The organism is Coleofasciculus sp. FACHB-1120, assembly GCF_014698845.1.
In the GTDB taxonomy this organism is placed as follows: domain Bacteria; phylum Cyanobacteriota; class Cyanobacteriia; order Cyanobacteriales; family FACHB-T130; genus FACHB-T130.
The window spans coordinates 18,820-45,422 of record NZ_JACJTV010000031.1 but is presented as its reverse complement, the minus strand read 5'-3'; the positions used below and the strand labels follow the sequence as shown (position 1 = coordinate 45,422).

The 26,603-nt window shown below is 46.3% G+C and carries 19 protein-coding genes; 12 read left to right on the top strand and 7 right to left on the bottom strand.

Annotated features, from left to right (window positions below; genetic code table 11):
- The first annotated feature begins 8 nt into the window (after positions 1–8).
- The 10 genes from H6H02_RS21520 (at position 9) to H6H02_RS21475 (ending at position 16,614) form a co-directional block, all read left to right on the top strand.
- Positions 9–1,040: an SDR family oxidoreductase gene (locus H6H02_RS21520; protein ID WP_190821574.1), complete on the top strand. Its 1,032-nt coding sequence runs from the start codon at positions 9–11 to the stop codon at positions 1,038–1,040.
- Between the two features lie 3 nt (positions 1,041–1,043).
- Entirely contained in the window at positions 1,044–2,285 is a 1,242-nt protein-coding gene (locus H6H02_RS21515) for a class I SAM-dependent methyltransferase (protein ID WP_190821572.1), read from the top strand.
- Positions 2,282–2,830, top strand: coding sequence for a dTDP-4-dehydrorhamnose 3,5-epimerase (rfbC, locus tag H6H02_RS21510; protein WP_190821569.1), 549 nt, complete (start codon positions 2,282–2,284; stop codon positions 2,828–2,830). The genes H6H02_RS21515 and rfbC overlap by 4 nt, the downstream gene beginning before the upstream one ends.
- A gap of 100 nt (positions 2,831–2,930) precedes the next feature.
- On the top strand, positions 2,931–3,875 hold the full coding sequence (locus tag H6H02_RS21505; RefSeq protein ID WP_190821567.1) for a hypothetical protein: 945 nt from the start codon (positions 2,931–2,933) through the stop codon (positions 3,873–3,875).
- Positions 3,876–4,023: 148 nt separating this feature from the next.
- Positions 4,024–5,340 (top strand): DUF4910 domain-containing protein, encoded by a 1,317-nt coding sequence (locus H6H02_RS21500; protein WP_190821565.1) that lies wholly within the window; start codon positions 4,024–4,026, stop codon positions 5,338–5,340.
- 947 nt (positions 5,341–6,287) lie between these two features.
- On the top strand, positions 6,288–7,388 hold the full coding sequence (locus H6H02_RS21495; protein WP_190821563.1) for a hypothetical protein: 1,101 nt from the start codon (positions 6,288–6,290) through the stop codon (positions 7,386–7,388).
- 56 nt (positions 7,389–7,444) lie between these two features.
- Entirely contained in the window at positions 7,445–8,170 is a 726-nt protein-coding gene (locus H6H02_RS21490; protein WP_190821562.1) for an SDR family oxidoreductase, read from the top strand.
- Positions 8,171–9,836: 1,666 nt separating this feature from the next.
- Entirely contained in the window at positions 9,837–10,637 is an 801-nt protein-coding gene (locus tag H6H02_RS21485; RefSeq protein WP_190821559.1) for an alpha/beta hydrolase, read from the top strand.
- Entirely contained in the window at positions 10,622–14,224 is a 3,603-nt protein-coding gene (locus tag H6H02_RS21480; RefSeq protein WP_190821557.1) for a response regulator, read from the top strand. Before H6H02_RS21485 ends, H6H02_RS21480 begins: the two co-directional genes overlap by 16 nt.
- Before the next feature lie 2 nt (positions 14,225–14,226).
- Positions 14,227–16,614 (top strand): response regulator, encoded by a 2,388-nt coding sequence (locus H6H02_RS21475; protein ID WP_190821554.1) that lies wholly within the window; start codon positions 14,227–14,229, stop codon positions 16,612–16,614.
- 18 nt (positions 16,615–16,632) lie between these two features.
- Here the strand turns inward: H6H02_RS21475 and H6H02_RS21470 are convergent, their stop codons facing one another.
- Together H6H02_RS21470 and H6H02_RS21465 are read right to left on the bottom strand one after the other, a co-directional pair.
- Positions 16,633–17,301, bottom strand: coding sequence for a hypothetical protein (locus H6H02_RS21470; protein WP_190821552.1), 669 nt, complete (start codon positions 17,299–17,301; stop codon positions 16,633–16,635).
- Positions 17,302–17,430: 129 nt separating this feature from the next.
- Positions 17,431–18,387 (bottom strand): glycosyltransferase family 2 protein, encoded by a 957-nt coding sequence (locus H6H02_RS21465; protein ID WP_190821550.1) that lies wholly within the window; start codon positions 18,385–18,387, stop codon positions 17,431–17,433.
- 494 nt (positions 18,388–18,881) lie between these two features.
- Here H6H02_RS21465 and H6H02_RS21460 point away from each other — a divergent pair, with 494 nt between their 5' ends.
- Complete coding sequence (locus H6H02_RS21460) at positions 18,882–20,426, top strand: serine/threonine-protein kinase (RefSeq protein WP_242040812.1); 1,545 nt, start codon at positions 18,882–18,884, stop codon at positions 20,424–20,426.
- Positions 20,427–20,557: 131 nt separating this feature from the next.
- Positions 20,558–22,474 (top strand): pentapeptide repeat-containing protein, encoded by a 1,917-nt coding sequence (locus tag H6H02_RS21455; protein WP_190821548.1) that lies wholly within the window; start codon positions 20,558–20,560, stop codon positions 22,472–22,474.
- A gap of 37 nt (positions 22,475–22,511) precedes the next feature.
- Here the strand turns inward: H6H02_RS21455 and H6H02_RS21450 are convergent, their stop codons facing one another.
- From H6H02_RS21450 to H6H02_RS21430, 5 genes are all read right to left on the bottom strand, one after another.
- Positions 22,512–23,582 carry an LOG family protein gene (locus tag H6H02_RS21450; RefSeq protein ID WP_190821546.1) on the bottom strand — a complete coding sequence of 357 codons (1,071 nt, stop codon included), beginning with the start codon at positions 23,580–23,582 and terminating at the stop codon, positions 22,512–22,514.
- 389 nt (positions 23,583–23,971) lie between these two features.
- Positions 23,972–24,295 carry a thioredoxin gene (gene trxA, locus H6H02_RS21445; protein WP_190821545.1) on the bottom strand — a complete coding sequence of 108 codons (324 nt, stop codon included), beginning with the start codon at positions 24,293–24,295 and terminating at the stop codon, positions 23,972–23,974.
- A 312-nt stretch (positions 24,296–24,607) separates the two neighbouring features.
- On the bottom strand, positions 24,608–25,771 hold the full coding sequence (locus H6H02_RS21440) for a GuaB3 family IMP dehydrogenase-related protein (protein WP_190821543.1): 1,164 nt from the start codon (positions 25,769–25,771) through the stop codon (positions 24,608–24,610).
- Positions 25,772–25,816: 45 nt separating this feature from the next.
- On the bottom strand, positions 25,817–25,963 hold the full coding sequence (locus tag H6H02_RS21435) for a hypothetical protein (protein ID WP_190821541.1): 147 nt from the start codon (positions 25,961–25,963) through the stop codon (positions 25,817–25,819).
- Positions 25,941–26,549, bottom strand: coding sequence for a hypothetical protein (locus H6H02_RS21430; protein WP_190821539.1), 609 nt, complete (start codon positions 26,547–26,549; stop codon positions 25,941–25,943). The genes H6H02_RS21435 and H6H02_RS21430 overlap by 23 nt, the downstream gene beginning before the upstream one ends.
- Positions 26,550–26,603 lie beyond the last annotated feature (54 nt).

Genomic DNA, 26,603 nt, shown 5'->3' with positions numbered 1-26,603 from the left:
TTGAACGAATGAAAGTATTAGTAACCGGAACAGAAGGCTATCTCGGCTCGTTACTTGCCCCCCTCTTGATGAAACGCGGACACGAAGTGATTGGGGTAGACACTGGCTTCTATAAAGTAGGTTGGCTGTATAACGCCACCGATTTAACTGCCAAAACCCTCAACAAAGATTTGCGGCACATCACCCCAGAAGACTTAGCGGGGGTCGAGGCAATCGTTCACATGGCAGAACTTTCTAACGATCCCGCCGGACAACTCTCACCGAATATCACCTACGACATCAACCATAAAGGTTCAGTTCGCCTTGCCAATCTAGCGAAGGCAGGGGGCGTGCGGCGCTTCGTTTATATGTCTTCTTGCAGCGTCTACGGCGTCGCCACAAAAGATGATGTGACGGAAGAATCTCCCGTCAATCCCCAAACTGCTTATGCAGAATGTAAAACCTTCGTAGAAAGAGATGTCAAACCACTCGCTGATGACAATTTTTCTCCGACCTTTCTACGAAATGCCACCGCTTTTGGGGCATCTCCGAGAATGCGTTTTGATATTGTTTTAAACAATTTGGCGGGCTTAGCTTGGACAACGAAAGAAATCAAGATGATCAGCGACGGAACTCCCTGGCGTCCGCTGGTTCACGCCCTTGATATCTGTAAGGCAATTATCTGCACCCTAGAAGCACCCCGCGACATTGTTCACAACCAAATTTTCAACGTCGGGGACACCGCTCATAACTATCGAGTTAAAGAAATTGCGGAAATTATTGCCTCCGTCTTCCAAGGATGCCAGTTAACCTTTGGAGAAAATGGCTCGGATAACCGCAGCTATCGAGTTTCTTTCGAGAAGATTAACAAAACCCTACCGGGATTCAAGTGTGAATGGGATGCCCAGCGGGGTGCCCAGCAGTTATTCGATTTGTTTAAGCAAATTGATATGACTGAAGATATCTTCTTATTCAGAGGGTTCACTCGCTTGAAGCAACTAGAGTACTTAATTCGCACCCAACAAATCGATCAAGACTTTTTCTGGAGTAAGGAGGTATAAATCATGGCGATCGCTAATTGTCGTTTTTGTAGCAAACCCAGCAAGCACACCTTTGCCGATCTGGGGATGTCACCCATTGCCAATGACTACCTAACACCAGAACATCTGGGTCGGGCAGAAAAAACTTACCCACTTCATGCCTATGTTTGCGAAAGTTGTCTTTTGGTGCAGCTAGAAGAGTTTGAATCTCCCGATCATATCTTTGGGGATGGTGATTACGCTTACTTTTCTTCTTACTCAGACAGTTGGTTGCGTCATGCCAAAGCTTACACGGGCTTGATGGTCGAAAGGTTTGGGTTTGACAAAAATCATCAAGTCATTGAAATTGCCAGTAATGACGGCTACCTGTTGCAGTATTTCCATGAAAAGGGAATCCCGGTTTTAGGAATCGAACCAGCGGCAAACGTAGCAAAAGTCGCAGAGGAAAAAGGAATTCCCAGTTTAGTTAAATTCTTTGGGGTGGAAACTGCTAAGGAACTGGCAGCAGCGGGGAAACAAGCCAATCTGTTGTTGGGCAACAACGTCCTCGCCCACGTTCCGGATGTGAATGATTTTGTAGCGGGAATGAAGATAGCCCTGAAACCAGATGGCATCTTGACAATGGAATTTCCCCATTTGTTACAGCTGATGCAGCAAAATCAGTTTGACACGATTTATCACGAGCATTTTTCCTACTTTTCCTTCTTAACCGTCGAGAAAATCTTTGCAGCTCACGGTTTGACCTTATTTGATGTCGAAGAAATCCCGACTCACGGCGGTTCGCTGCGAATTTACGGCAAGCATGACATTGCGGCTGATCCAGCCATGAGCGATCGCGTCAATCAGTTAAAGTCCAAGGAAATCCAGGCAGGCTTAGATAAGATAGACACCTATCTGACCTTTGGAGAAAAAGTCAAAGAAACGAAGCGCAAGCTACTGACTTTTTTGATTGAGGCGAAAGAACAGGGGAAAGCGATCGCGGGGTATGGTGCCCCAGCTAAAGGGAACACCCTCCTAAATTATTGCGGCGTTCGCACAGACTTTGTTGATTTTACGGTAGATCGCAGCCCTCACAAGCAAGGCACCTTTCTACCCGGCACTCATATCCCCGTCCTCAACCCCGACGAAATCCGCGAAAGACAGCCTGACTACCTGCTAATTTTGCCTTGGAACCTCAAAGAGGAGATTATGCAGCAGATGGCATTTATTCGCGAGTGGGGAGGCAAATTTGTAGTCCCAATTCCAGAAGTGCAAGTTTATCTATGATTTTTACCGAAACCAAACTCAAAGGTGCTTATATTCTTGACATAGAGCAACGAGAAGATAATCGGGGATTATTTGCTCGGACGTTCTGTGCTAATGAATTTGCAGATCGGGGATTAAAGCCAAACGTTGCCCAATGCAACCTATCGGTAAACTACAGAAAAGGGACGTTGCGGGGTATGCATTATCAAGCAGCCCCTGTCAGCGAAACAAAATTGGTTCGTTGTACCCGTGGTGCTATATACGATGCAATCGTCGATCTGCGTCCTGAGTCTCCTACTTATCTGTGTCATATTGGCGTAGAGCTAACCGCTGAAAACCGACGTGCCCTGTATATCCCAGAAATGTTTGCCCACGGTTTCCAAACCCTAACCGATGACGCTGAAGTGGTATATCAGATGAGTGACTTCTACACACCGGGGTATGAACGCGGACTGCACTATGACGACCCCATCCTGGGGATTGAATGGCCTTTACCCGTCAGCGAAATTTCCGAAAAAGATTTATCCTGGCCTTTGTTCAGCTCTTATGTTCTTGTTGGGGCATAATTTTTATCGGAGATTGAGCGAGTCGTTCGATACAGAATGACTCGCTCATTTTTTGGAAAATGTAGCGTGACTTGAGCGCTACAACCCATGAGGAAGCAGCATGAATACAATCTTTTTCGATTCTGATGCAAAGGATGAGATGAGGCGAAAGCACGTCTTCAACGGACAGATTTTCGTCTTCTCACCCCGCCCCAGTTCAATCGCTCTGTGCGACTTAGCTCGCGAACTCACCCAAGAAGCGTTTGGTTCTTTAGATCCAAGAGAGGCACAATTTAGCCTCCCTGTCGAGAAGTTTGTAGAAATTGTCGCTCCACTCAAGCCCAGATTTATCCATCACCCCAAGTCAAAGCAGCTGATTCAGGAACTGTTAGAGGATATGGGCTGCGAGATGGATAAAACCTATTTCGACGTTCCGCGCATGAGGGTGGTGTGTCATGGCACCTACCTCAACGCAGGGGTTGGTTATCCCCTGCACCCGCATCGTGACACTTGGTACGCTGCCCCCCTCTGTCAGATGAACTGGTGGCTTCCTCTCTACGACTATGAATCCGACAGTTCAATGGCATTTCAGCCCCGCTACTGGAGCCAGCCGGTAAAAAATGGCTCCAGTGAGTACAACCACTATGAGTGGAACCGGGAGGCTCGGAAAAACGCCGCCCAGCACATCAAAAAAGATACCCGAAAGCAGCCCCGTCCAGAAGAACACATCGATCTCGATCCACAGATCCGAGTCGTTACCAAACCAGGCGCAATCATCCTCTTCTCTGGCGCACATCTACATTGGACAGTCCCCAACACCTCCGGACGCACGCGCTTTAGCATCGACTTTAGAACCGTACACCTCGACGATGTTACCGCCAAGGGCGGCGCACCGAATCTCGACTCGGCTCCTCAGGGCACTACACTCAGAGAACTGATGCGGGGGAGCGATCGCGCCTATATTCCTGATGAGATCATTGCGCTCTATGACAACGAGCCACCACCCAATGAGGAGGGGCTTTTGTTCCAACCTCCGGAGGAAGTTTTAAACTCTATTCGTACTTGAGTTAACGAGCATTCAGCTAATACTTCCATCGGATGCCATCCTTTTCGGTTAAGGAGATCCCCCCAATCCTGGGGGGATCTCCGAGAGCTGAACTTAGTATTAAAAACGTTCAAATTGCCATTAATTTTTGCAAAAGAGGCTTAAAGCTATGAACCTCACCGAGCTGAAAAGAGTTCTTAACCCTGATGATATTAGCAAGGAGATGTACCAGGTGATCTCAAAGCTATATCCGATTTGCCGCAGTATTACGGGAAATGGCTTTCGAGAAACCCTCAAAATTATTCAAGAACTCATTCCTTTAGAAATTCACGAAGTACCAACGGGAATGGAAGTGTTCGACTGGACAGTTCCGAAGGAGTGGAATATTAAAGATGCCTACATCAAAAATTCCCAGGGTGAGCGAGTCGTAGACTTCCAAAAATCTAACTTGCATGTTGTTAATTACAGCGTGCCGGTTCGGAAAAAAATGCCCTTTCAGGAACTCAAAGAACACCTGTTTACCCTACCAGATACTCCTGAGTGGATTCCTTATCGGACTTCTTATTACAAAGAAACTTGGGGCTTTTGTTTGAGCCATAAGCAATTTTTAGAACTGCAAGATGAAGAGTATGAAGTCTGCATTGATTCCTCTTTAGAACCAGGAAGCCTAACTTATGGTGAGTATTACATCAAAGGAGAAAGCTCAGACGAAGTTTTAATCTCCTGCCATGCTTGTCACCCATCTCTCTGTGACGATAATCTATCAGGAATTGCTCTGAGTACCTATTTAGCAAAACATCTCAGCTCGATTTCCCTGAGATACTCTTACCGATTTTTGTTTATTCCGGGAACGATTGGTTCTATTACTTGGCTGTATTTAAATGAAGCCCAAGCCCAAAAAATTAAACACGGATTGGTCGTAACGTGTGTGGGAGATCCGGGCAAAGTTACTTATAAGAAAAGCCGCCAAGGTGATGCCCAAATCGATAGAGCTAGCCTTCACATTTTAAAGCATTCAGGGCAAGATCATGAAATTATTGATTTCTTCCCCTATGGCTATGATGAGCGGCAGTATTGTTCGCCTGGGTTCAATCTAGCTGTGGGTTGTTTTATGCGATCGCAGCACGGTGAGTTTCCCGAATACCACACATCGGCAGATAATCTGGATTTTGTGCAACCGCAATATCTGGCTGATTCTTTCTCTAAATGCTTGTCGATTTTCCACATTTTAGAAGGCGATCGGACTTACTTAAATCAAAATCCTAAATGTGAGCCAAGATTGGGGAAAAGGGGTCTATATAAAGGCATTGGCGGACAGAAAGAAGGGGCACTGAATGAAATGGCAATTTTGTGGGTTTTGAATTTAGCCGATGGCAATCATACCTTGCTAGACATAGCAAACAGGTCGGGTTTAGCATTTGATGAGATTAAAAGAGCAGCCGATGCTTTACTAGAACACGATTTATTGAAAGAAAGTATCGAATAAGCCCTGTTCTCAACCATAGATGCAAGCAAAAAAAGGGTTTTTATATCGCTCTCTAAATTGAGTGATGAGATAATGGCAACGGTAGTTGCTAATCAATAATTTCTCTCTCATGAATCCTTGGTCATTAGTTAGATTTTTGTAGGTTGGGAAAACACGAGGAAATCCAACACCTGCATAAGTTAGCGATCGCTAACCTATCCTACAAATAATTAATGCCGCCTACTGAGTCATTAGCCATTAGTCAGGAGCAACAAACCAAGGGCTAAGGAATATTGACAATACTCTTAAAGAATACAGATAACCTAACCGATTGCCTGTATTCTATTGGGTTGCCTAATTTTCAAGCCTAGATTAAGCAAGGGTTTCAGCTTGCCCCTCTATCTATGCTAGGCTTAATCGCGAATTAACTAAGAAGTTTTATAAAACAACCGTCAAAACCTAATTTCCGGATACGTCTACTTAACAAGTCCCATTTTGCTAGTTGAGAGAGCGCAATCTAGGAGCTAACTAAAAAAGCGGAACTCGCACACTATCTCCCCTACTCCCCAAATTTAGAGGGAAAAGAGTCTTTTTATCCCCAGATTTGGATGGCTTTGGTGGTAAGTCCAAGGATATCCAACACTAAAACAGATGCTAGCCATCCTGCTAGCGCTTGTGTCTCATTCAGGTTATGCTTTATTTAAGAATCGGTTAAAATAAAATAGCTGATTGTTCAACTGGAATTTGACACCAGGATAACTGGCGTAAAACCTCTGTCTTAAAGGTTGTTTGTGGAAGCCGCAAAAGAGGACGTCACAATTTGACCAATATTTTAGGAAAAAACTTTTGAAAAATCCAATAATTTTTTTAGCCATTACTGAAGCAATGATAATCACAAACGGTAGCTGAATATTTCCTGAGATTTTCAGTGTGGATACAAAAATCTTGTTGTATTTATTAATAGAAATATGGCGCAGCAGTATAAATATTTAAAAATTCAAAAAGGTTTATATTTAGGTTTAGAACAGAATTTTGTGTTTTTGGTTTGGTTAATATACCTTAAAGGAAAACCTCTTTCTTACGAGAATAGCTTTTTTAACTTAAAAGGTAAGAATTTAAGGGAAACCGTAATAATAACAATGCGGTTCTTGTATTTACAATTGAGGTTTATTAAAAATCAACTTGTTTCGCCCAGTAAAGATTTAATATTGGAATTGCCATTCCCAGGAAATTTTTGCTTTGAGGTGAACAACGGATATAAAATCTTTGATTTATCAAAAGAAATTGTTATTAAAAAATTTAAATCTAAGGTTGATCCAGCGATTGTAGAGCGAGAAATAGAACGATCCAGGCAGATTGGCTTATATGATTTTGCTCCTTCTGTTCAGCGTTGGAGTTTGGAGGAGCAATGGTATGAAGAATCTTATGTAAATGGCTGCCCAATTAGAACATCCGCAGCAAACTTTTTTAAATCTTATTACCAGTATGTAGCTCCGTGTATTGAAAGCATGATCGTGCTTCAAGGCTCAGAAACGATGAATTTATTAGATTATGTCGATAATCTTGTAGAGCCTGTGACGAGGTACTTTTCCAATTATAAAAGAGATGCTATAAAAATAAATATTGTTAATAATTTCTTGAACTCTATAATTAGCGAACTAGATACATATAGGGATTTTCAGGTTCATTTAGTGATGTCTCATGGAGATTTTAAAGATATACACGTTTTGGAAGTAAAACAAGGAATCAAAATAATCGACTGGGAGTTCTTTGCAAATCGAAGCGTATTGTTCGATTTTTATCACTATTGTCTGGCACCCTTGTTTTTTGGATCTAAACTTGATAATTTGGCTCCGGAGATGAATAAAGCAATGTTGTCTCTCCAGTCGAGCCTTACGGGGAAAGCACCTGACATTGCCGATAGCTTAATTCCTTCAGCTCAAGTATATAGAAAGCTTTTTTATCTGGAAAGGCTCTGTTCGCTTCCGGAAGTGCGGGGGGTGAATTTAGATACTTTGCTGCGGTGGATTAATGTATTTAATGAATACGAAAATATGTTGTTACAGTAAAATCAAATATAATCCTAGGTTAGTTAGTCAACTAAGCTGGGGACTCAACTGTAATTATGGCAGCGTTAACCGACCAAGTTGTGGTTGTCACAGGCGCTAGTAGTGGCATTGGGAAAGCGATCGCTCTCAGTTTGGCAGCACAAGGAGTCACGCTTTGCCTGGTGGCACGTAATTTAGAAGCGCTAGAGACAGTCGCCGAAATTGCTCGCGCTACCGCATCCCAAGTTCTGCTTTATCAAATTGACCTCACCGTAGACGAAGACATTCAGCAGCTAAAAACTCGTCTTGAGCAAGATTTAGGGGCGGTTGATCTGCTCATTCATAGTGCTGGTGTCATCACCTTAGGGCAGATGAAAACCGCCTCTCTAGAAGACTTTGACTGGCAGTACCGTGTCAATGTTCGCGCTCCTTATGCGCTGACACAAGCCTTGTTGCCGATGCTAACAGTTCGTCAGGGTCAAATCGCGTTCATCAATTCGACTGCGGGTTTGAACGCTAGAGGCGGTGTGGGACAATATGCTGCAACCAAGCACGCACTGAAGGCGATCGCTGACAGTCTGCGAGAAGAAGTCAACGCCGATGGCGTGCGTGTTCTCAGCATCTATCCCGGACGGACTGCTAGTCCCATGCAAGCAGCGATTGTCGAGACAGAAGGCAAGACATATCATCCAGAGCGTTTGCTGCAACCAGAAGATGTAGCAAACGCAGTCCTCAATGCCCTCAGTTTGCCCCGAACCGCTGAAGTGACTGACATTAATATTCGACCTTTGAGAAAAGCTTAAATTTCCTTCAGGTTTATAAAATCAAAGACACATTTGGGAAATAACCAAAGGCTCAATAAGCGCCATAATCCTCAACTTAATGTCTTCACGAGCTGAGATATCATTCGTCTAATCTTATATTCAGAACCTTTTATAGGAGTTAAATCAGGTTTTCTATGAAAAATTACTTGATTTTTATTCTTTTAATCTTAGGGGCAGTCGGGCTAAATAGCCTTGCTGATAAATACTTAAAAAAAGGATGGAATTTATGGTTGGGCTATGGATTCCCTGCCTTACTGATGATGCTATTTTTATGAAATATTGCTAATCCACCCGCAGAAAATTTATTTGCTGACTTTGACAAAGCTTATTACCCAGCGGGTCGTCTGACCCTAGAAAATCCCGCCGATTTATATCTACCAGATAAAACTTGCTTAGGGAAACCTGATTGTCCGGCTGGGACTTTTGTAAATAGTCCAATAATCGCCTATTTACTTACTCCTTTTTCATTATTGAGTCAGCAAAACGCCCACGTTTTGCTGATGTTTTTAAGTGGCATTGCGATTCTTGCGGCTTACTATTTATTAATCAAGCTCAGCAAATTAACAACCTGAAAACAAAAAATCGCACTGCTCGGATTATTTGCGATCAATGGCCCTCTCTATTACAACTTGCGAGAGGGTAATTCAACTCATTTTGTCTTATTGTTGCTAATAGCAGCTTTTTTTTGTGTCCAAGCTAAACGTGAAATTTGGACGGGTGCGCTCTTAGCGATCGCAGAGAAGAAGATAAATGGATCGCCTTTATGACTATGACGAATTCTTTTCAGTAAGGTAAAGCTAAATAAACAGATTGTTAACGCGATGCACCAGAGGATTTCTGAAAAGTGTGTGAAAAGACTAAGGTAAGGTTGATACTTAGGGAACGGTTCAGCGAATAGACGTTCTATGAACCTACACTCTAGAATAATAGTCTGACCCGTAATAGGTTCCTGCAAGTTTCACATAGGCTACCATTGCCAGAAACAGTAACAGCACTAGACCATTAAAAATGAGAACGGAGCGGTCTTATAGGATTTGATTTTTGATGTATTGCTAGATTTTTTTATTTGAGAATTCTGCATTTTTATTTGATCTTCTTCTATTAATTCCATATTAAAAAAATAAAAATCTTAACCACTTAATTTTTTTCGTACGTTTTTATGTATTTGAGTATAAATAACATTGAGTAAGCAAGTCTAGGAAACCGTGGATAAATCAATGATATATCCCCAAATTGAAGCTTTCTGTACTTCAACGAATGCAGCACACGAATAGATAGCTTGAGCAGCTAAAAAGAGTTGAAGCTACAAAGGGTTTGGTATACAATCAAACAGAATCCTGTAATCTAGTAATTGCGTCAGCTTAATTCATGTTTGTTTTATCGTTACTGTTTATTTTTGCATGAGGCTTAGTGTGACTCAACCTAAAATATTTAAAGGGTCATGAGGTTATTGTCTTTAGCTCCGGCTTGGGAACCGCGTTCAGAAAGTCGGCGCAGTAACTGACAGCTTCTTGGATGACTGGCGTTACATGTCTGAGCTTTTAGGGAACGCTAAAATATAACCTCAATGAGGTAAGTCTTTTAGTTTTGTTTCGGTACAGTTGTTGTCTTAGATTAAGGTAATAAAGAGAAGGAGTAACTACCTATGGCAACGAGCATCATGCAGCGTAATAATGTCCAGATGCTGGGTGATGGCAGCCAGACAATCATCTTTGCCCACGGTTTTGGCTCGGATCAGACGGCTTGGCGACATCAGGTAGCAGCCTTCGCGCCTAATTTTCGCATTGTACTGTTCGACCATGTAGGGGGAGGTAAGTCAGATTTTTCTGCCTATAGTCCTCGCCGCTACAGCAGTTTATACAGCTATGCTGAGGATTTGCTGGATTTATGTGCCGAGTTAAAGTTAACCAAGAGCATCTTGGTGGGGCACTCGGTCAGCGGGATGGTTAGTTTACTGGCAGCCTTAGTTGAGCCTGATTGTTTTAGCCAACTGATCTTTCTAGATGCGTCCCCCCGTTATCTCAACGATGTCGGATATGTTGGTGGCTTCGAGCAGTCTGACCTAGATGCACTCTACGCAGCTATGTCAACTAATTACTATGCTTGGGCAAGCGGTTTTGCGCCGATCGCAATGGCTACTCAGGATAACCCTGAATTGGCAGCAGAGTTTGCCAATACGCTAGCCGCCATCCGTCCGGATATCGCACAAGCGGTCGCTAAAGTGATTTTCCAGTCCGATCACCGAGATGATTTACCGCGATTGAATGTACCGACTGTGATTTTACAGGCAAGTGATGATATTGCCGTACCGCCTCAGGTTGGTCAGTACATGGCAGATAAAATTCCTCAAGGTAAGCTGATGAATATCGCTGCTAGAGGACACTTACCGCATATCAGTGCCCCCGACGTGGTAACGAGTGCAATTGCCCAATGTATCGCCGCTTAAACTTAAATCTTCTTCGATCGCGGTTGCTGCTTTGTCCTCCTGACCGACTACCGACATTTAGAGCTGTCCTAATCTGGCTAACCCTCTTTTTCATTGGACTGGGCGTGCTGGATGGATGGAAGCCTATGCAGATGGTCGCCCCAGTCATTTTGATAATATGCACGCTTCTGCCCCTACCAGCGGTGCAAGTCGCACCCGCCGCAGGGCTTTGCATTCTGTTCTTGGGACTGCTACATGGTGATTGGCGGCTAACCCGCCAGTCACTTGAGCTGGGCAGTGTGGCTGTGTTCGGAACGCTTGTAGGCTCTTTCCTGCGGGGAATCGAGTGGCGGTTGGCGTCCCAATCGGTGCTGAGTACTCTTACCAATACCGATACCAGAAATTCTCCCGATATACCGATCCGGCAAGCCCTGATTTTACTGCGGGAGTTTGTTTGTGCCGACGCAGCGATCGCGCTACGCCAACTTGATGATGTCACCGCTGAAGCCTTGGTGTGTATTCCCCAGCAGGCGCTGCCAGATCAACTGACAACGCCCACCTTGTTTGAGAAAGCGATCGCTCAAAATCGCTGTCTCTACTATCCAAACTATCCCGCGACTCCCGGTGCTTCTCATGTCTTGGTCGCCAAAGGGACTCAATCCCTCGCCATCCTTCCATTTCAGTATCCCGGTAGGGGCACGACCTTATCAGCACCCCATAGCGGTGCAATTTTGCTGATCTGGCATCGCCAGATAAATATCTCCCCACGTCTGCGTCAATTTATTGAGTCGCTACTTGGCGAGTTACGCACCCTTCTACAGTTCAGCGATATCACCTTACGGCTGGAGAATCTACAAGCCCGCTTTGGTGCCATGTTAGAGACAATCCATCAGGGAGTGGTATTCGTAGATGAAAGTGGGGAGCAAGGATGGATCAATCAAGCCGCTGCCGAGCAACTGGGACTCACCCCAGGGGCTGTAGAACCCCCCGTCCTAGCTCAGGCGATGGCATTGCTACGCACTAGCGCTGATAATCAACAGGAAATCGTGGCGCAGGCAGCAAAGTTTTTTTCCCAACCCCAAGCAGTTATTCGCAACTGGATCTGGGTGTTCAAAGGCGACACGCCAAAAACGCTGAGTATCTCTAGCACGGCGACGCGGGTACACGACGTGCCCGGTCGCCTCTGGATATTCGATGATATTACCGAGCGGTATTTCGCTCAAGTGGCGCTTGTCGAGCGTACTCAGGAATTATCCCAGGCGAATCTGGAACTGGAAAAGGCAAAAGCAGCTGCTGAAGCAGCGACTCGCATTAAGAGCCAATTCCTCGCCAATATGAGCCACGAAATCCGCACCCCGATGAATGCAATTATCGGCATGACGGGACTGCTACTCAATACTGAGTTAACTCCTCAGCAGCGAGATTTTGTGGAAACAACCCAAAGTAGTGGCGATGCATTGCTAACGCTGATCAACGATATTCTTGACCTTTCTAAAATTGAGTCAGGCAAGCTGGAATTAGAAAAGCATTCTTTTAATTTGCGAGTTTGTGTTGAAGAAGCCCTGGATTTATTAGCTTTCAAAGCAGCCGAAAAAAATCTGGAATTAGCATATTTAATTCATCCAGGAACCCCACTCTCGATTGTGGGAGATGCCAGCCGGTTGCGCCAAATTTTAGTGAATTTGCTCAGTAATGCGGTCAAGTTTACTCAAACTGGCGAAGTGATTGTATCGGTCAGTGCAAAAGAGGCGATCGCTCAGGAAGAATCGGAAATCGGTCATGAGCCAACCCACTCATTACCCGATTACCAAATCCAATTTGCGGTTAAAGACACCGGCATTGGGATTCCCGCCAACCGGATAGACCGCCTGTTCAAATCTTTCAGCCAGGTCGATGCTTCTACAACTCGCCAGTATGGAGGAACCGGGTTAGGACTCGCGATTAGCAATCATCTGAGCGAAATGATGGGCGGTCAGATGTGGGTCGAGAGCCTGGGAGCGATCGCGGGAAATCCTCCTTCTAACTGGCAACCTACAATCAAAAAAGATCCGGGTGCAAGGAGCAACCCTGAATTTTATTCTCCCCTTCCTCCCCCCCTTCAAGAAGGCGAAAGCGTTGCGGCGGCAAAGCCGCTAGGGCCTACATCCCCTGCTACGCTTTCGGTCGCTAACAGCCTTCATCCAGACGTAGGCTCTACTTTTTATTTCACCATTGTTGCGGCATCAGCTCCCAATGTCTCTGCGATCGCTTCTCAAAATCCTCAACCTCAGTTAGATGAAAAGCGGCTCCTAATCGTGGATGATAACGCTACAAATCGCCAAATATTGACGCTACAAGCCCAATCTTGGGGAATGCTGACTTGGGCCGCTGAATCTGGTTCTGAAGCCCTCGACTGGTTGAACTTAGGGGAACCGTTTGATATCGCCATTCTAGATATGCAAATGCCACACATGGATGGTCTGACTTTAGCGGCTAAAATCCGTCAGATGCGTAACTACGAAAAATTACCCTTAATTGTGTTGACCTCCATCGACAGACCAGAAAGGAGTCATGATGTCCAAGCTGTCGATTTCGCGGCATTCCTCACCAAACCCGTTAAACAATCCCATCTCTATAATGTCTTGAGCCATATCTTGGGCGAACAGCCGATCCCGGTAAAGCCCTCGCGCCCAAATATACCGGAAATAAATCCCCAACGAGCGGCACAATTTCCCCTGCGGATTCTGTTAGCAGAAGACAATATCGTGAATCAAAAGGTAGCCTTGTATTTACTATCACAGATGGGCTATCAAGCAGATATTGCCAGTAATGGATTAGAAGTGCTAGAAGCTTTACATCGCCAATCCTATGACGTGGTACTGATGGATGTGCAGATGCCAGAAATGGATGGATTGACAGCGACTCGCCGCATCATTGGGGAATGGTTGCCTGCTTCTCGTCCCCGGATCGTTGCCATGACAGCGAATGCGATGCAAGGAGATCGGGAAGAATGTCTCAAGGCAGGCATGGATGACTACCTGAGCAAACCGATCCGAACCGAGGAACTCATCCAAGCTTTGAGCAAGTGTCAGCCCTTAAGCGAGGTTGAGGAACCAGGATTGTTAGGGAAGCAGCACGTTAGCGAAGCCAAGAGCGATCGCGCCTTAGTGCAGACTGAGGAAGAAATAGACAATAGAAGAATTCCCCCCGTCATCCCGTCACCCCCTCACCCCTCCCTTCCGACTCCCCAACTCAGTCCTCAGCCCTCCGTCCTCAGCACTTCCGTTGATGCCAAAGTGTTGCAATCATTTCGCAAAATGATCGGTGAAGATGCCGAGGCGATTTTAGCCGAGATGATCGATTGCTATCTCGACGATACGCCCAAACTCTTGAAAGCGATCGCGATCGCAGTTGCCCAAGCAAATGCACCCCAGTTGCAACGCACCGCTCACACCCTCAAGTCAAGCAGTGCCACCCTAGGTGCCACAACCCTCGCCCAACTCTGTAAAGAGTTAGAAATCATGGCTCGGACTGGAAATATTCAAAATGCATTAGACAAATTGCCGCAGCTTGAAGCTGAGTATGAACGAGTTAAGGCGGATTTGCAATCTCAACGCCAGCCAAATTAGCTATGAACACCACCGACGCTGATCAACATACTCCCCTCATCCTCGTCGTAGATGACGACAAATTCATGCGGCTTCAACTTCGTCGAGCGATGGAACAAGCCGGATACGAGGTAGCAGAAGCAAGCGACGGAGAAGAGGGTTTAGCTGCCTACACGCGCCTACACCCAGATATTGTGCTGCTGGATGCCATGATGCCAGTGATGGATGGTTTTACCTGCTGTCATCTATTGCGTACACTTCCAGAGGGGGATTCTCGTGCAGAGAAGTTTGGCGATTCTGGTACAGCGACGGGAACTGCTGAAAAAAGTCGCCCCTCTGGAGGATTGCGGAATACACCCGTATTGATGATTACGGCTCTTGAAGATCAAGAATCGGTCGATCAAGCATTTGAGGCGGGTGCCATCGATTACATTACCAAGCCAATTCACTGGGCTGTCCTACGCCAGCGCGTGCGTCGTGTCCTCCAAGCTAGCCAAGCAACAGAGGAATTGCGACAGCAAACTGAGCGGGCGCAACTGAGCGAGGAGCGACTAAGGTTAGCCCTAGAAGCTGCCCACATGGGCACCTGGGACTGGAACATCCATAGCGGCAAAGTTGTTTTCTCCACGACGGCAGAAGCGAATTTTGGTCTTCCCCCAGGTTCCTTTGATGGCACCTATCAAAGCTTCCTCACCAAAATCCATCCTCAAGACCTAGAATTAGTCACTCAAGCTTTGGTACGCACCGTGGAAGAAGGGGCGACCTATGATATCGAATACCGGATTATTTGGTCGGATGGTAGCGTTCATTGGATAGCCAGCAAAGGTCAAGTTTATTACGACCATACCGGCAAACCCATCCGTATGAACGGCATCAACATGGACATCACCGAGCGCAAGGACTCGGAACAAAAAATTCGCGAGCAAGCGGCTCTACTAGATATCGGCACAGACGCAATTCTGGTTCAAAATCTAGACAACCAAATCTTATTTTGGAACCAAGGTGCGGAACGTCTCTATGGCTGGAAGCAAGAAGAAGCCCTCGGCAAGAACACTGCTGAGCTGTTGCATAAGCAAATTTCACTAAAACTTCAAGTCGCCCAAAAAACTCTCATTGAAGAAGGAGAGTGGTATGGGGAGTTGTATCAAATCACCCAATCTGGTCGGGAAATCATCGTTGAAAGTCGCTGGACGCTTGTGCGCGATGAGGCGGAAAAACCAAAAGCCATTCTGATTGTTAACACCAATATTACCGAAAAAAAACAACTGGAAAGGCAGTTTCTCCGCGCTCAGCGAATGGAGAGTTTAGGAACGCTGGCTAGCGGCATTGCCCACGATCTAAACAACGTGCTAGCGCCTATCTTGATGTCAGTTCAACTTCTGCAAATCAAGATCCGAGATCCTCAGGGTCAACAGCTCCTTTCCATCCTCGAAACGAATGCCAAACGCGGAGCTGATTTAGTTAAACAAGTGCTTTCATTTGCACGGGGCATGGAAGGGGAACGCACAAATCTCCAAGTTGGGCACCTGATAGTTGAAATTGCGAAGATCGCCAATGAAACCTTTCCTAAATCAATTGAGATTCACACTGATATCCAGACAAGAGAACTTTGGACCGTTTCTGGCGATGCCACACAACTCCATCAGGTACTCATAAATCTTTGCGTCAATGCTCGTGATGCCATGCCAGAGGGCGGGACGTTGCAGATTTCTGCGAACAATACAGTCATTGATGAAAACTATGCCAGGATGACCCCATCTGCAAACGTGGGTTCCCATATTGTAATTAGTGTCTCTGATAGTGGAGTGGGAATGCCTTCTGAGATGCTTGATAGAATCTTTGAGCCATTTTTCACCACTAAAGAAATTGGCAAAGGGACGGGTCTAGGTCTTTCAACTGTGCTTGGCATCATCAAAAGCCACGGTGGTTTTTTGAATGTCTATAGCGAAGTCGGAAAAGGCACAGAATTTAAGGTTTACTTGCCAGCAGTCGAGGGAAAATCAACCCCACAAGTTATAGAAAATAAATCTAATCTGTTGACTGGAAACGGCGAGTGTATTCTGGTTGTTGATGATGAAGCTTCAATTTCTCAAGTGACCCAAGCTTCTCTAGAAACCTATGGTTATAAAGTTTTAACTGCTAGCGATGGGATTGAGGCAGTCGTACTGTATGCCCAGCACAAACAGGAAATTAGTGTTGTACTCCTCGATATGATGATGCCATCTATGGACGGGCCAACAACGATTCGCACACTACAAAAAATTAACCCGCAAGTTAAAATTATTGCGGTTAGCGGACTCTTATCGAACGATAGGGTAAATGACCTAGCTCGCACTGGGGTCAAAAACTTTTTGTCAAAACCATACACGACAGAAGAGTTGTTGAAGGCTCTACATGAGGTAATTATTTAATGCCAGACTTACTGCTGCTCAACTGATGCCATACTTCCTCTTGATAATTTCCTGGCGACAAACGTGCCAAAAGTAAAAGGCGATATTGAGGATTCCCAATAACTTCGTTCCATCTTCTAGCATTACCGGAGCGCCATGACCTTGGATGTGTAAGGTGTCCACAAGACCAGAAATGCCAAATAAGATACTCGCAACTATCAGCAAAACATAAGGTGTCGATAAGAGTTTGCGCCAGAAGCATAAACCATAAGCGATCGCACCAGTACCGTACACTAAGTACATCACTCCTTTGGGTATCCTAGCCACATCTCTCAAAATTAAGGTAATCCGAAATAAATCATCGGCTAATAAAACAAAAATCCCAATCGCAGAGCATAAGACAAATAGATTTGCTTTGCGGTTGGGATAAATTGTGTTTAGCAAGGTAAAGCTAAACAAACAAACTGTACCTGAAAGGCACCATAACACTTCAGAGACACTAGTTAATAAGCCGTAGTAGGGTCGCCGGATAGAGAAGGGATCGGCAAAAAGAAATTCAATTCCTTGACCTTTCCCGAAAAATTTGGCGTAAACTGACAGCACCAGCAATACTAATACAGTTCCGCCATTCAAGAAGAGGATAGCGCGATCGGCTTCTATTTGCTTCTTACTCTCTTGCCAGACTTTATTAAGTAAGTGAATCTGCATCCTAATTCCAATCAATTTCCCCTCTTGATTCCTAAGAGAAGGTCTAAAAAGCCATAATCAAGACGCTTAAACCCCGCAAACAGAGCGCATCCTTCTCGGGTATCCCCCCTTTTTTAGCTACCGTGGACATTAGGTAGAAGCTGTCATGTATGTTGCATTTTCTTGGGGAACACACGGAGCCAGAGAATTGATTTTTTTGGAATAAGTAACTCTGGCTAAAGAACTCCAAGCGGCAGGTGAAAAAATGGCTGGATATGCCATCTTCACTGCCGTTAAGATTTTTCCTTGCTTCAGTCCGACTAAACTCCAATGGAGTTTAAGAAATGCCTTGATTTCCTCAAGTTTCGGAATGGATGAGCGATATTTTTCATGCACTAACGGGTAGATTCTTTCCTTAATTAAAATATTTGTTTCTAACCGTTTTTGCAGTGAAAACTTCTGATTGCATCCACCCGGCCATAATGTCCGGAAGGTCAGATACTGATTAACAAATGCAGCATCCCCATATTGGGCAATTTTCACCCAAGAGTCGATGTCGTCGCAGTTGCCATCTAAAGCTGAATCCCAACCACCTGACTTGAGAAAGGCATCTTTTTTGAAAGCAACTTGAACGGGTGTCCCAAAAGGAACCACTTCCATCAACATTCCGTAGTGGATGTCCTCTTGTTTCACGTAAAATAATTTGCCAGGACCGCTCGGCTTGGTGCGGGTAACTTCTTCACCGTTGACATCAACTTGAACGGCTTGGCACGAACAAATTGCTGCTTGGGGGCGTTGCGCGATCGCTTTTACCATTTCCCAGACGCAGTTGGGTGCCAGATAGTCATCATCATCCAGCGGTTTGATCCAGTCTCCCGTTGCCACACCAACCCCAGCATTCACCGTCGCAGAGTGACCGCTATTGACTGGGTTGCGGTAGTAAACCACGCGATCGCCCAAGCTGCGGACGTATTCTTCTGTCCCATCCGAGGAACAGTCATCTGCTACTACCACTTCGCAGGGCAAAGTCTGCGCCAACGCCGATTCAATCGCCCGTCGCAGCAAGGGTAAACGATTATAGGTCGTAATTACGATGCTAAATTTCATCGCGCAAAGCATCTCCTAAGCTGTATAAAGTTAAGTTATTTGTTATTCCGCAATGCAACTTTCTACCTAAGCCATAAAAGCTAGGTACTCTTTGCCAATCCGTTATTTTACTTTTTCAGCCCTTAGAGGGATGAATTCTTTGATTTTTGTCTACGTAAAAATACTTGGATAACCTCGTAGACAAGGGAACTTGCGAAAAAAATTATCCGTATAAACGCTTATTTTAAACAATTCTTTTGGACAAAGTATCAAGATAAGGTGAAGATAATGCAGATTCCGGAAACTATTCTTAGAGTTTTCGTAAAGCTCCCAGCAAGCCTCTCTCCCTTCATCGGACTGGATTACAGCATAAAAGCAAAATTTTCTTTTATAGCGATCGCAAGAGCAAATCCAGATTCTACCGCATTAACTATCAACTCTCCGTGTTTTTACGGATGGCATAAGCAGGCGCTGGGGAACTCAGCCAAGGAAAGAAGTTTCTATTGCTTTATTAGATGCTGCCGCCAGTAAGCCGGAGCGATGTCCCATCATCTGCTTTTCCAGGCAGCTATAGTGAGAAAAGTGCCAATGCCTACAGAACGCTGCGCTTACCGTGTAGCGATACTTGTAGGGGTTCTCGCCGCCTAACCATCATGAGCGAATTCCCAGATTTTTCCGATTTAGGCTATCAAGTCGAAAAGCAGCTAGGGCACAACCCTTGCGGGGGTCGAGTGACTTACCTGGCAAGCCGTAGCAGTACACAGCAGCGCGTCGTTATCAAGCAATTTCAGTTTGCCCATTCGGGTGCCCGTTGGTCAGACTACCAAGCTTACGAGCAAGAAATTAAGGTGCTACAGCAGCTGAACTCACCCAGCATTCCCCAGTACCTTGATTCCTTTGAAACCCCAAGTGGCTTTTGCCTGGTTCAAGAATATAAACCCGCTTCCTCTGTCTCTACATCCCGTCACTTGACCCCAGAGGAAATTCAGCAAATTGCCGTTTCCCTATTAGAAGTTTTAGTCTACTTACAACAGCAAAATCCCCCGATTATCCATCGAGATATTAAGCCGGAAAATATCTTAGTCGATGAACAACTGAAGGTTTACCTGGTAGATTTTGGCTTGGCTCGCATCGGAGGTGGGGAAGTCGCCGCCAGCAGCACCGTCAAAGGTACGTTGGGATTTATGCCGCCAGAACAGGTATTCAATCGCCAGCTAACCCAAGCATCTGACTTATATAGTCTCGGTGCAACGCTGATTTGCTTGCTCACCCAAACTAAATCTACGGAGATTGGCAATTTAATTGATGAAGCTTATCGGATTAATTTTAAGCAAATGGTGCCGCATCTAAGTCGGCAATTTCTGGACTGGCTCTCAAAAATGACGGCACCCAGCCTCAAAAATCGCTTCGAGCGTGCAGCGGATGCTCTAGAAGCTCTGAAGTCGATTGATGTTCATCGCCACGTACTCAAGCCAATAGATATTGTCCGCTATGCCACGACATTCGGAACGCTAGACCGTCCTGCAAAAACCAAGATTCTGGCAGCCGGGTTATTAGTAACATCTCTGGGGTTTGCCACGGTCAAAGACAGACCCAGTTTAGTCAAAGCGGATCTCGTCAGGCAGTTGTTGGAAACTAACCACTGTGACAGATGCGACTTAAGCCATGCTCATCTGAGTCGAGCCGATTTGAGTAACGCCTATCTAACGGGTGCCAACCTTCGGGAAGCCTATCTTAGGGGTGCGAATCTCATCGGTGCCGACTTGACGGGTGCTGACCTCCGGAATGCTTACCTGGTAGTTGCCGATTTAACCATTGTTAACTTCAGGGGTGCCAACCTCAAAGGTGCCGACCTCCGAGACGCTTTCTTGGGGAGTGCCGACCTCAGAGGGGTCAAACTCAAGGGTGCCAATTTGGCAGGGGCTGACCTGGAGGGTGCCGACCTCACGGGTGCCGACCTCCGGGGTGCGAACCTCAAAAATGCCAACTTAGAGGGTGTCACGATAACCGGAGCCAAGCTGACCGACACTATCATGCCCGATGGCTCGATTCATCGATAGCTCCCTGCAAGTGGGTTTCTCAATGAGCGATATGGATGCGCTAATCGTAAGAGCAGAGCGATCGCATCCGTTACTTTTGCAACCATCTGTTATAAAAGACTCATCCCCGACATCTATCGATAGGTAGGCTCATGGGTAATTTAGCAGACTTTTCTAGCCAAGGCTATCAAGTAGAACGAGAGCTAGGACAAAATCGCGCCGGGGGTCGAGTCACTTACCTGGCAACGAGTGCCAAAACCCAGCAGCACGTTGTGATTAAGCAATTTCAGTTTGCCCAATCTGGTACCAGCTGGTCAGATTATGATGCTTACGAGCAAGAAATTCAGCTACTGCGCTGTCTGAATCATCCCAGTATTCCCCAATACCTCGATTCCTTTGAAACCCCAAGTGGCTTTTGCCTAGTTCAAGAATATAAACCCGCTTCCTCCCTGTCTGCGTCACGTCACTTTACCCCACAGGAAGTGAAGCGAATCGCCGTTTCCCTATTAGAAGTTTTAGTTTACTTACAACAGCAAAATCCCCCGATTATCCATCGGGATATTAAGCCGGAAAATATCTTAGTGGATGAACAACTGAAGGTTTACCTGGTAGATTTTGGCTTGGCTCGTATCGGAGGTGGGGAAGTCGCCGCCAGCAGCACCGTCAAAGGCACGTTGGGATTTATGCCGCCAGAACAGGTATTCAATCGCCAACTCACCCAAGCATCTGACTTATATAGTCTCGGTGCGACGCTGATTTGCTTGCTCACCCAAACCAAATCCACTGAAATTGGCAATTTAGTTGATGAAGCTTTTCGGATCAATTTTAAGCCCAGGGTGCGGCATCTGAATCCACAGTTTAGCGGCTGGTTGGAAAAAATGACGGCACCCAACTGCAAAAATCGCTATCCTAATGCGGTCACTGCTCTGGAAGCACTCAAGCCGATTGATGTAGTCCGCCGTGCCACAATTCCCAAGATTCTCCTGCGTCCTACAAAACAAAGTGTACTCGCAGCTGTAGCATTACTGACCCTAAGTTTTGTCACTCTCAACACCGTGACTCGTCTATTCCAAGAACACCAAATCACGCAGTTGAGAAAACAGCACCTTCGGCAGTTGCTCAAAACAAAACAGTGTCGAGGATGCGACTTAAGCGGTGCCAACTTAGCTGGAGCAAGTCTGAATGGTGCCGACTTAAGCGAAGCCAAGTTGATCAAAGCAAACCTGAAGGGTGCTGAACTCAGAAATGCAAAGTTGAATCAGGCTAACCTCGCAGGTGTATCCCTAAGCAGTGCTGACCTCAGGGGAGCCAGTTTAGCTGAAGTGCAGTCAAGTTGGAGTGATTGTGCCGATTTTAAAGATGCCAACCTGAGCCAAGCTAACTTAAGTAAGGCCAATCTGGGATGTGCCTCCCTATACAATGCCAACCTGAGCAGTGCCGAACTCGGCAGTGCAGATTTAACAGGAGTTGACCTGAGGCATGGCAATTTGAGAGGAGCAACTCTGAAGCTGGTGCGTCTCCAGACTGCTAATCTAGGCAGTGCCAGCCTCATAGATGCTAACTTGAGCGGTGCTGACTTAGGCGGTGCCAACTTAAGAAGCGCTAACTTAAGTAGTGCCAATCTCAATGATGCAGCTTTAGTGGGTGCCAGCTTATATGGTGCCAACCTCAGTGGTGCCAACCTTACAGATGCCAATCTTAGTCATGCCAACCTCAGTACAGCTAATCTGAGCGAAGTCAACCTCGGCGGTGCCACTTTAATCGGTGTAAACCTAGAGTCGGCTGATTTGAGTTTTGCTAAGATGAGTAGCTCAAACCTCAGCCGCGCCAACCTAAAGTTTGCTAATTTGAGTTATGCCACTCTGACGCAGTCTAATCTGAGGGGTGCCAATCTCAACCAAGTTAATCTGAGTCAGGCGAACCTCAGCCAAGCGAACTTGGAGTATGCTGACCTGAGTTACGCTAACCTAAAACAGACCAACTTGAGCCGTGCCAACTTAAACCAGACTAAGCTGCATCAGACTGACCTGACAAATACTAGAATGCCCGATGGTAGCATCCACAAGTAATCAACATTTGGGTTGACTGAACTTGTTACTTGACTTGTTACTTGCGCTCTGGATGCGCTGCCACAGAAGGTGGAGGAGTCACCATCTGGTTGATCGTAGAAATCATTTGGTACAAGCGCCCCAAATCCCGTTGGTTGAAGTACAAAACCAGACGAGGCAAATCCAATGTTTCATCCACCGCCTCTTGGGGTAATGCCTGAGTCTTTTCAATTCTTCCCTTCACCAAGATGTCGCTGAAGTCTGCATTCAGCTGTTCAACCGCTGCATCCGATATTTCAGACTTAAGACGGAGGACAAATTTATCCTCAACATAGCGGCTGGAGTGATAAACCCGATAAAAGCGATTGATCGCTTCACAAGCGACATCTAAGTTATCTGTAATGGTATACAGGTTGGGATCGTCATGACTCACTAAACCGGGTTCGACTAAATGCTTGCGAACATAAGCATCCCAGGACGACCAGTAATCGCCGCCAGGACGGTCAATTAATACCATCGGCACAGGACCATATCTTCCCGTCTGGCAAAGCGTCAAACACTCCAAAGCTTCATCCTGGGTGCCAAACCCACCTGGAAACAGCGCGATCGCATCGCTTTCTCGCAGGAAAAACAGCTTCCGAGTGAAAAAATACTTAAACGGAATCAGCTTGGGGTCGCCTTCAATAAACGGGTTTGCTCCCTGCTCAAAAGGTAGCTGAATATTCAAACCAAACGATTTTTCAGCTCCCGCGCCTTCGTTTCCCGCCTGCATAATCCCCCCACCGGCACCCGTCATCACCATATAACCCAGCTGGGTGACACGACGAGCAAACTCAGCCGCCATCAGGTATTCGGGACTATCAGTCGCAAGGCGAGCCGAACCAAAAATCGTTACTTTGCGGACGTGCCGATAAGGATAAAAAACCTGAAATGCCCGCTCCATATCTTGCAAAGAAGCGCTCAAGATTTTCCAGTCCAGCCGGTCGATCTCCTCTCCAGCTAGCCGTACCAGTACTGACAGCGCCCGTTGTATCCATTTTCCATGTTTCAGGTTTGGCAGCTGGTGAATTAGCTCGGCTACGTCTGATTGCAGGGACTCAAGGGCATTAGAAGAAGGTGTGATGGTCATAATATTATGCAAGCACCAGCGGCACTTTATTCTAACGAGATTCGCCCCAGCATCGCCGCTACTGGTATCATCCTATACGATTTTCTCCCCAACCGGCTTTCAACGCCTGTCTAACAGAAAGGTTAAAGTTTCCATTAATGGGGCAGAACTCCTAAAAAAAACCCGTTTTCTATAAGAAAACGGGTTTTTTCAGAGCGTGCATATCTTTCGTGATTTAAAACAACCGACTGAATGGTTCAAGAAGGCGAGTAAAAAAGACAAACGATAAGCATAACTCCCCAGCCAGAACAGAGCGTCTGGGTTAATGAGCGGGTAGTTATCCCAAAAATCGGTAACTATTTTGACGGCTTATCCATTCTTGCTTGGAAAATCTTGCTTGGAAAAAGAGGTTAGAGATACTTTTCCAAAGTATTTGCCAAAGTGGTTTTGGGAACCGCACCCACCACCATATCCACCCGTTGACCGCCTTTGAAAATCATGAGCGTGGGAATGCTGCGAATCCCATACTGGCTGGCAACGTTAGGGTTTTCATCAGTATTGAGTTTGACTACTTTTATTTGACCGTCGTACTGCTGGGCAATTTCATCCACTACAGGCGCAACCATCCGGCAAGGTCCGCACCAGGGTGCCCAGAAATCTACTAGAACGGGAACTTCACTGTCAAGTACTTCTTGTTTAAACGAAGCGTCTGTAACTTGTGCGGCTGATGACATGCCTAGAAATCCTTAGCGTAACTGTTTCTAATTTTTAGCAAATTCTACCATAGGCAAAACAGACATCTTCTGACTCAAAAGGTATACATTTAGACATAATTGACGAATCAGTGGGTTTAACTGCTGACTGGCTGGCGATTATTTTAACCACAAATAAGGAACCGCCCGAACAGTAGTCCGGGCGGAGTGTGGTGTGAGGAGTGAACGGAAACATTCGTCTCCGCTTTCTCTATTCTAAGCGACAGCTTTAGATTTTCCAGTCCTTTGAGCAGGAGTCCGGAATTTTTTAAGGAAGCAAATGAGGCAGTGGGTCTATTTACCCATTCCCAACTGCTGTGCTTTTTGGTAAACCTTCCCTTCGGTCAGCAAAGAGGGTGCTATAACGACTTCAACTTGCTGCATCTCCTTGATATCTTTCGCTCCCAGGGTGCCCATACTGGTTCTCAAGGCTCCGAGCAGGTTATGGGTGCCATCATCCAGACCAGCGGGACCGCGCAGGATTTGTTCGCACGTCCCCGTCGTGCCGACGCGAATGCGAGTACCACGGGGGAGAACAGGGCTAGGGGTTGCCATCCCCCAATGATACCCCCGTCCGGGTGCTTCTTTGGCTCTGGCAAATGGAGAACCAATCATCACGCCGTCAGCACCGCAGGCGAGGGACTTGCAGATATCGCCGCCAGTGATTAAACCGCCATCGGCAATCACGGGGACATAGTTGCCCGTTTCGTGGAAATAGTCATCGCGAGCGGCTGCACAGTCGGCAACCGCGGTTGCTTGGGGAATCCCTACGCCCAAAACACCGCGAGAGGTACAAGCGGCACCGGGACCAATCCCCACCAGCACGCCAGCAGCACCCGCCTTCATTAAGTTCAGCGTCACATCGTAGGTGACGCAGTTCCCTAAAATGACCGGGATGGGCATTTCTTGACAGAATTGAGCCAAATCCAAAGGCGTTACAGACTCAGGCGAGAGGTGAGCGGTAGAAACCACCGTCGCTTGTACAAAGAACAAGTCAGCACCCGCTTTTGCCACCGCCGAGCCGTACTTTGTCGCTCCCGCTGGTGTGGCGCTGACGGCTGCGATGCCGCCTTGTTGTTTAATTTCTTGAATCCGTCGTTCGATTAATTCTTCCTTAACGGGTTCTGCATAGAGTTCTTGCATTAGCGCCACAAACTCTTCTTTACCCACGGAGGCGATGCGATCTAAAATCGGCTCTGGGTTTTCATAGCGAGTTTGAATTCCTTCTAAATTGAGGACGCCTAACGCCCCCAGTTGAGAGAGTAAAACTGCCATGCGGACATCTACTACCCCATCCATCGCACTGGCAATAATCGGTATTTCTCGCTCAATGCCGCCGATGCGCCAGCGGGTATCTGCCAAACTGGGGTCTAGTGTCCGATTTCCAGGCACTAGCGCGATTTCATCGATGCCATAAGCTCGGCGAGCTGTCTTACCCCGCCCAATTTGAATATCCACTCTTAACTTCCCGTTCCCAAGACTATTTAAGTTAGAGTATCAAATTCAATGGGGAATTTGTTTGGGGCGGGTGGTCAAGTTAGGTTGGGCGATCGCGATCGCGGCTACACAAACTTTCGTCCGCGCAAGGCGAGACTGGTAGGAGGCGATCGCATTCCCAAAAAAGCGCTCAGCACCGATTATTTTGTACAAAGTTCACATCATTAATGCGCCGCAGTATTTTGTCATTTTTCCCTAGTACCCGCATTTGGCAAGAATGATTAGCGCCTGGTGATATGAGGACAAAAACACCGTTAGTAGCTTCGTCGTGCAGAATCTTCCCGTTATCAAAAGTTATTTCGACAGCAGCGACTTCTGGTGAGAGTACCTTACCGTAAGAGAGGGAGTAAGTCTCACCTTTATCGTTCGAGTAGTTGCTGCCTCCATACCACACCAGCTCCTCTGGCGGTAACGGTGGGCGATCCAGAAAGAATTCAGCACTGCCATTCCCAATCTGTTCCCAGCCACTTCCTTTACGCACAAGCACGCTGTGACCAAATATCTGTGGCGGCGCTTGCTTGCGATCGCTGTTCGGGCAGATGGCGCTATAGAGTACCACTACACCCTGCGACCATTGGCGGGTACCCAGTACGCGGAAGTCCTGAGCGTGGGTTGTGGGAGAGGGACAGAGGTTGTTTTGGCGTACAACTTGTTCTGGGGTAGCTGCCACACGCTCAGAACTACAGCTAGAGGTGAAAAGCGCCAGCAACCCAATTAGGGGGAGCATTAACCGTCTCATTGTCGTGTGGCTGGATTCGCCTGGGTAAAATTCTATTCAAACTTGGCTCAGCCG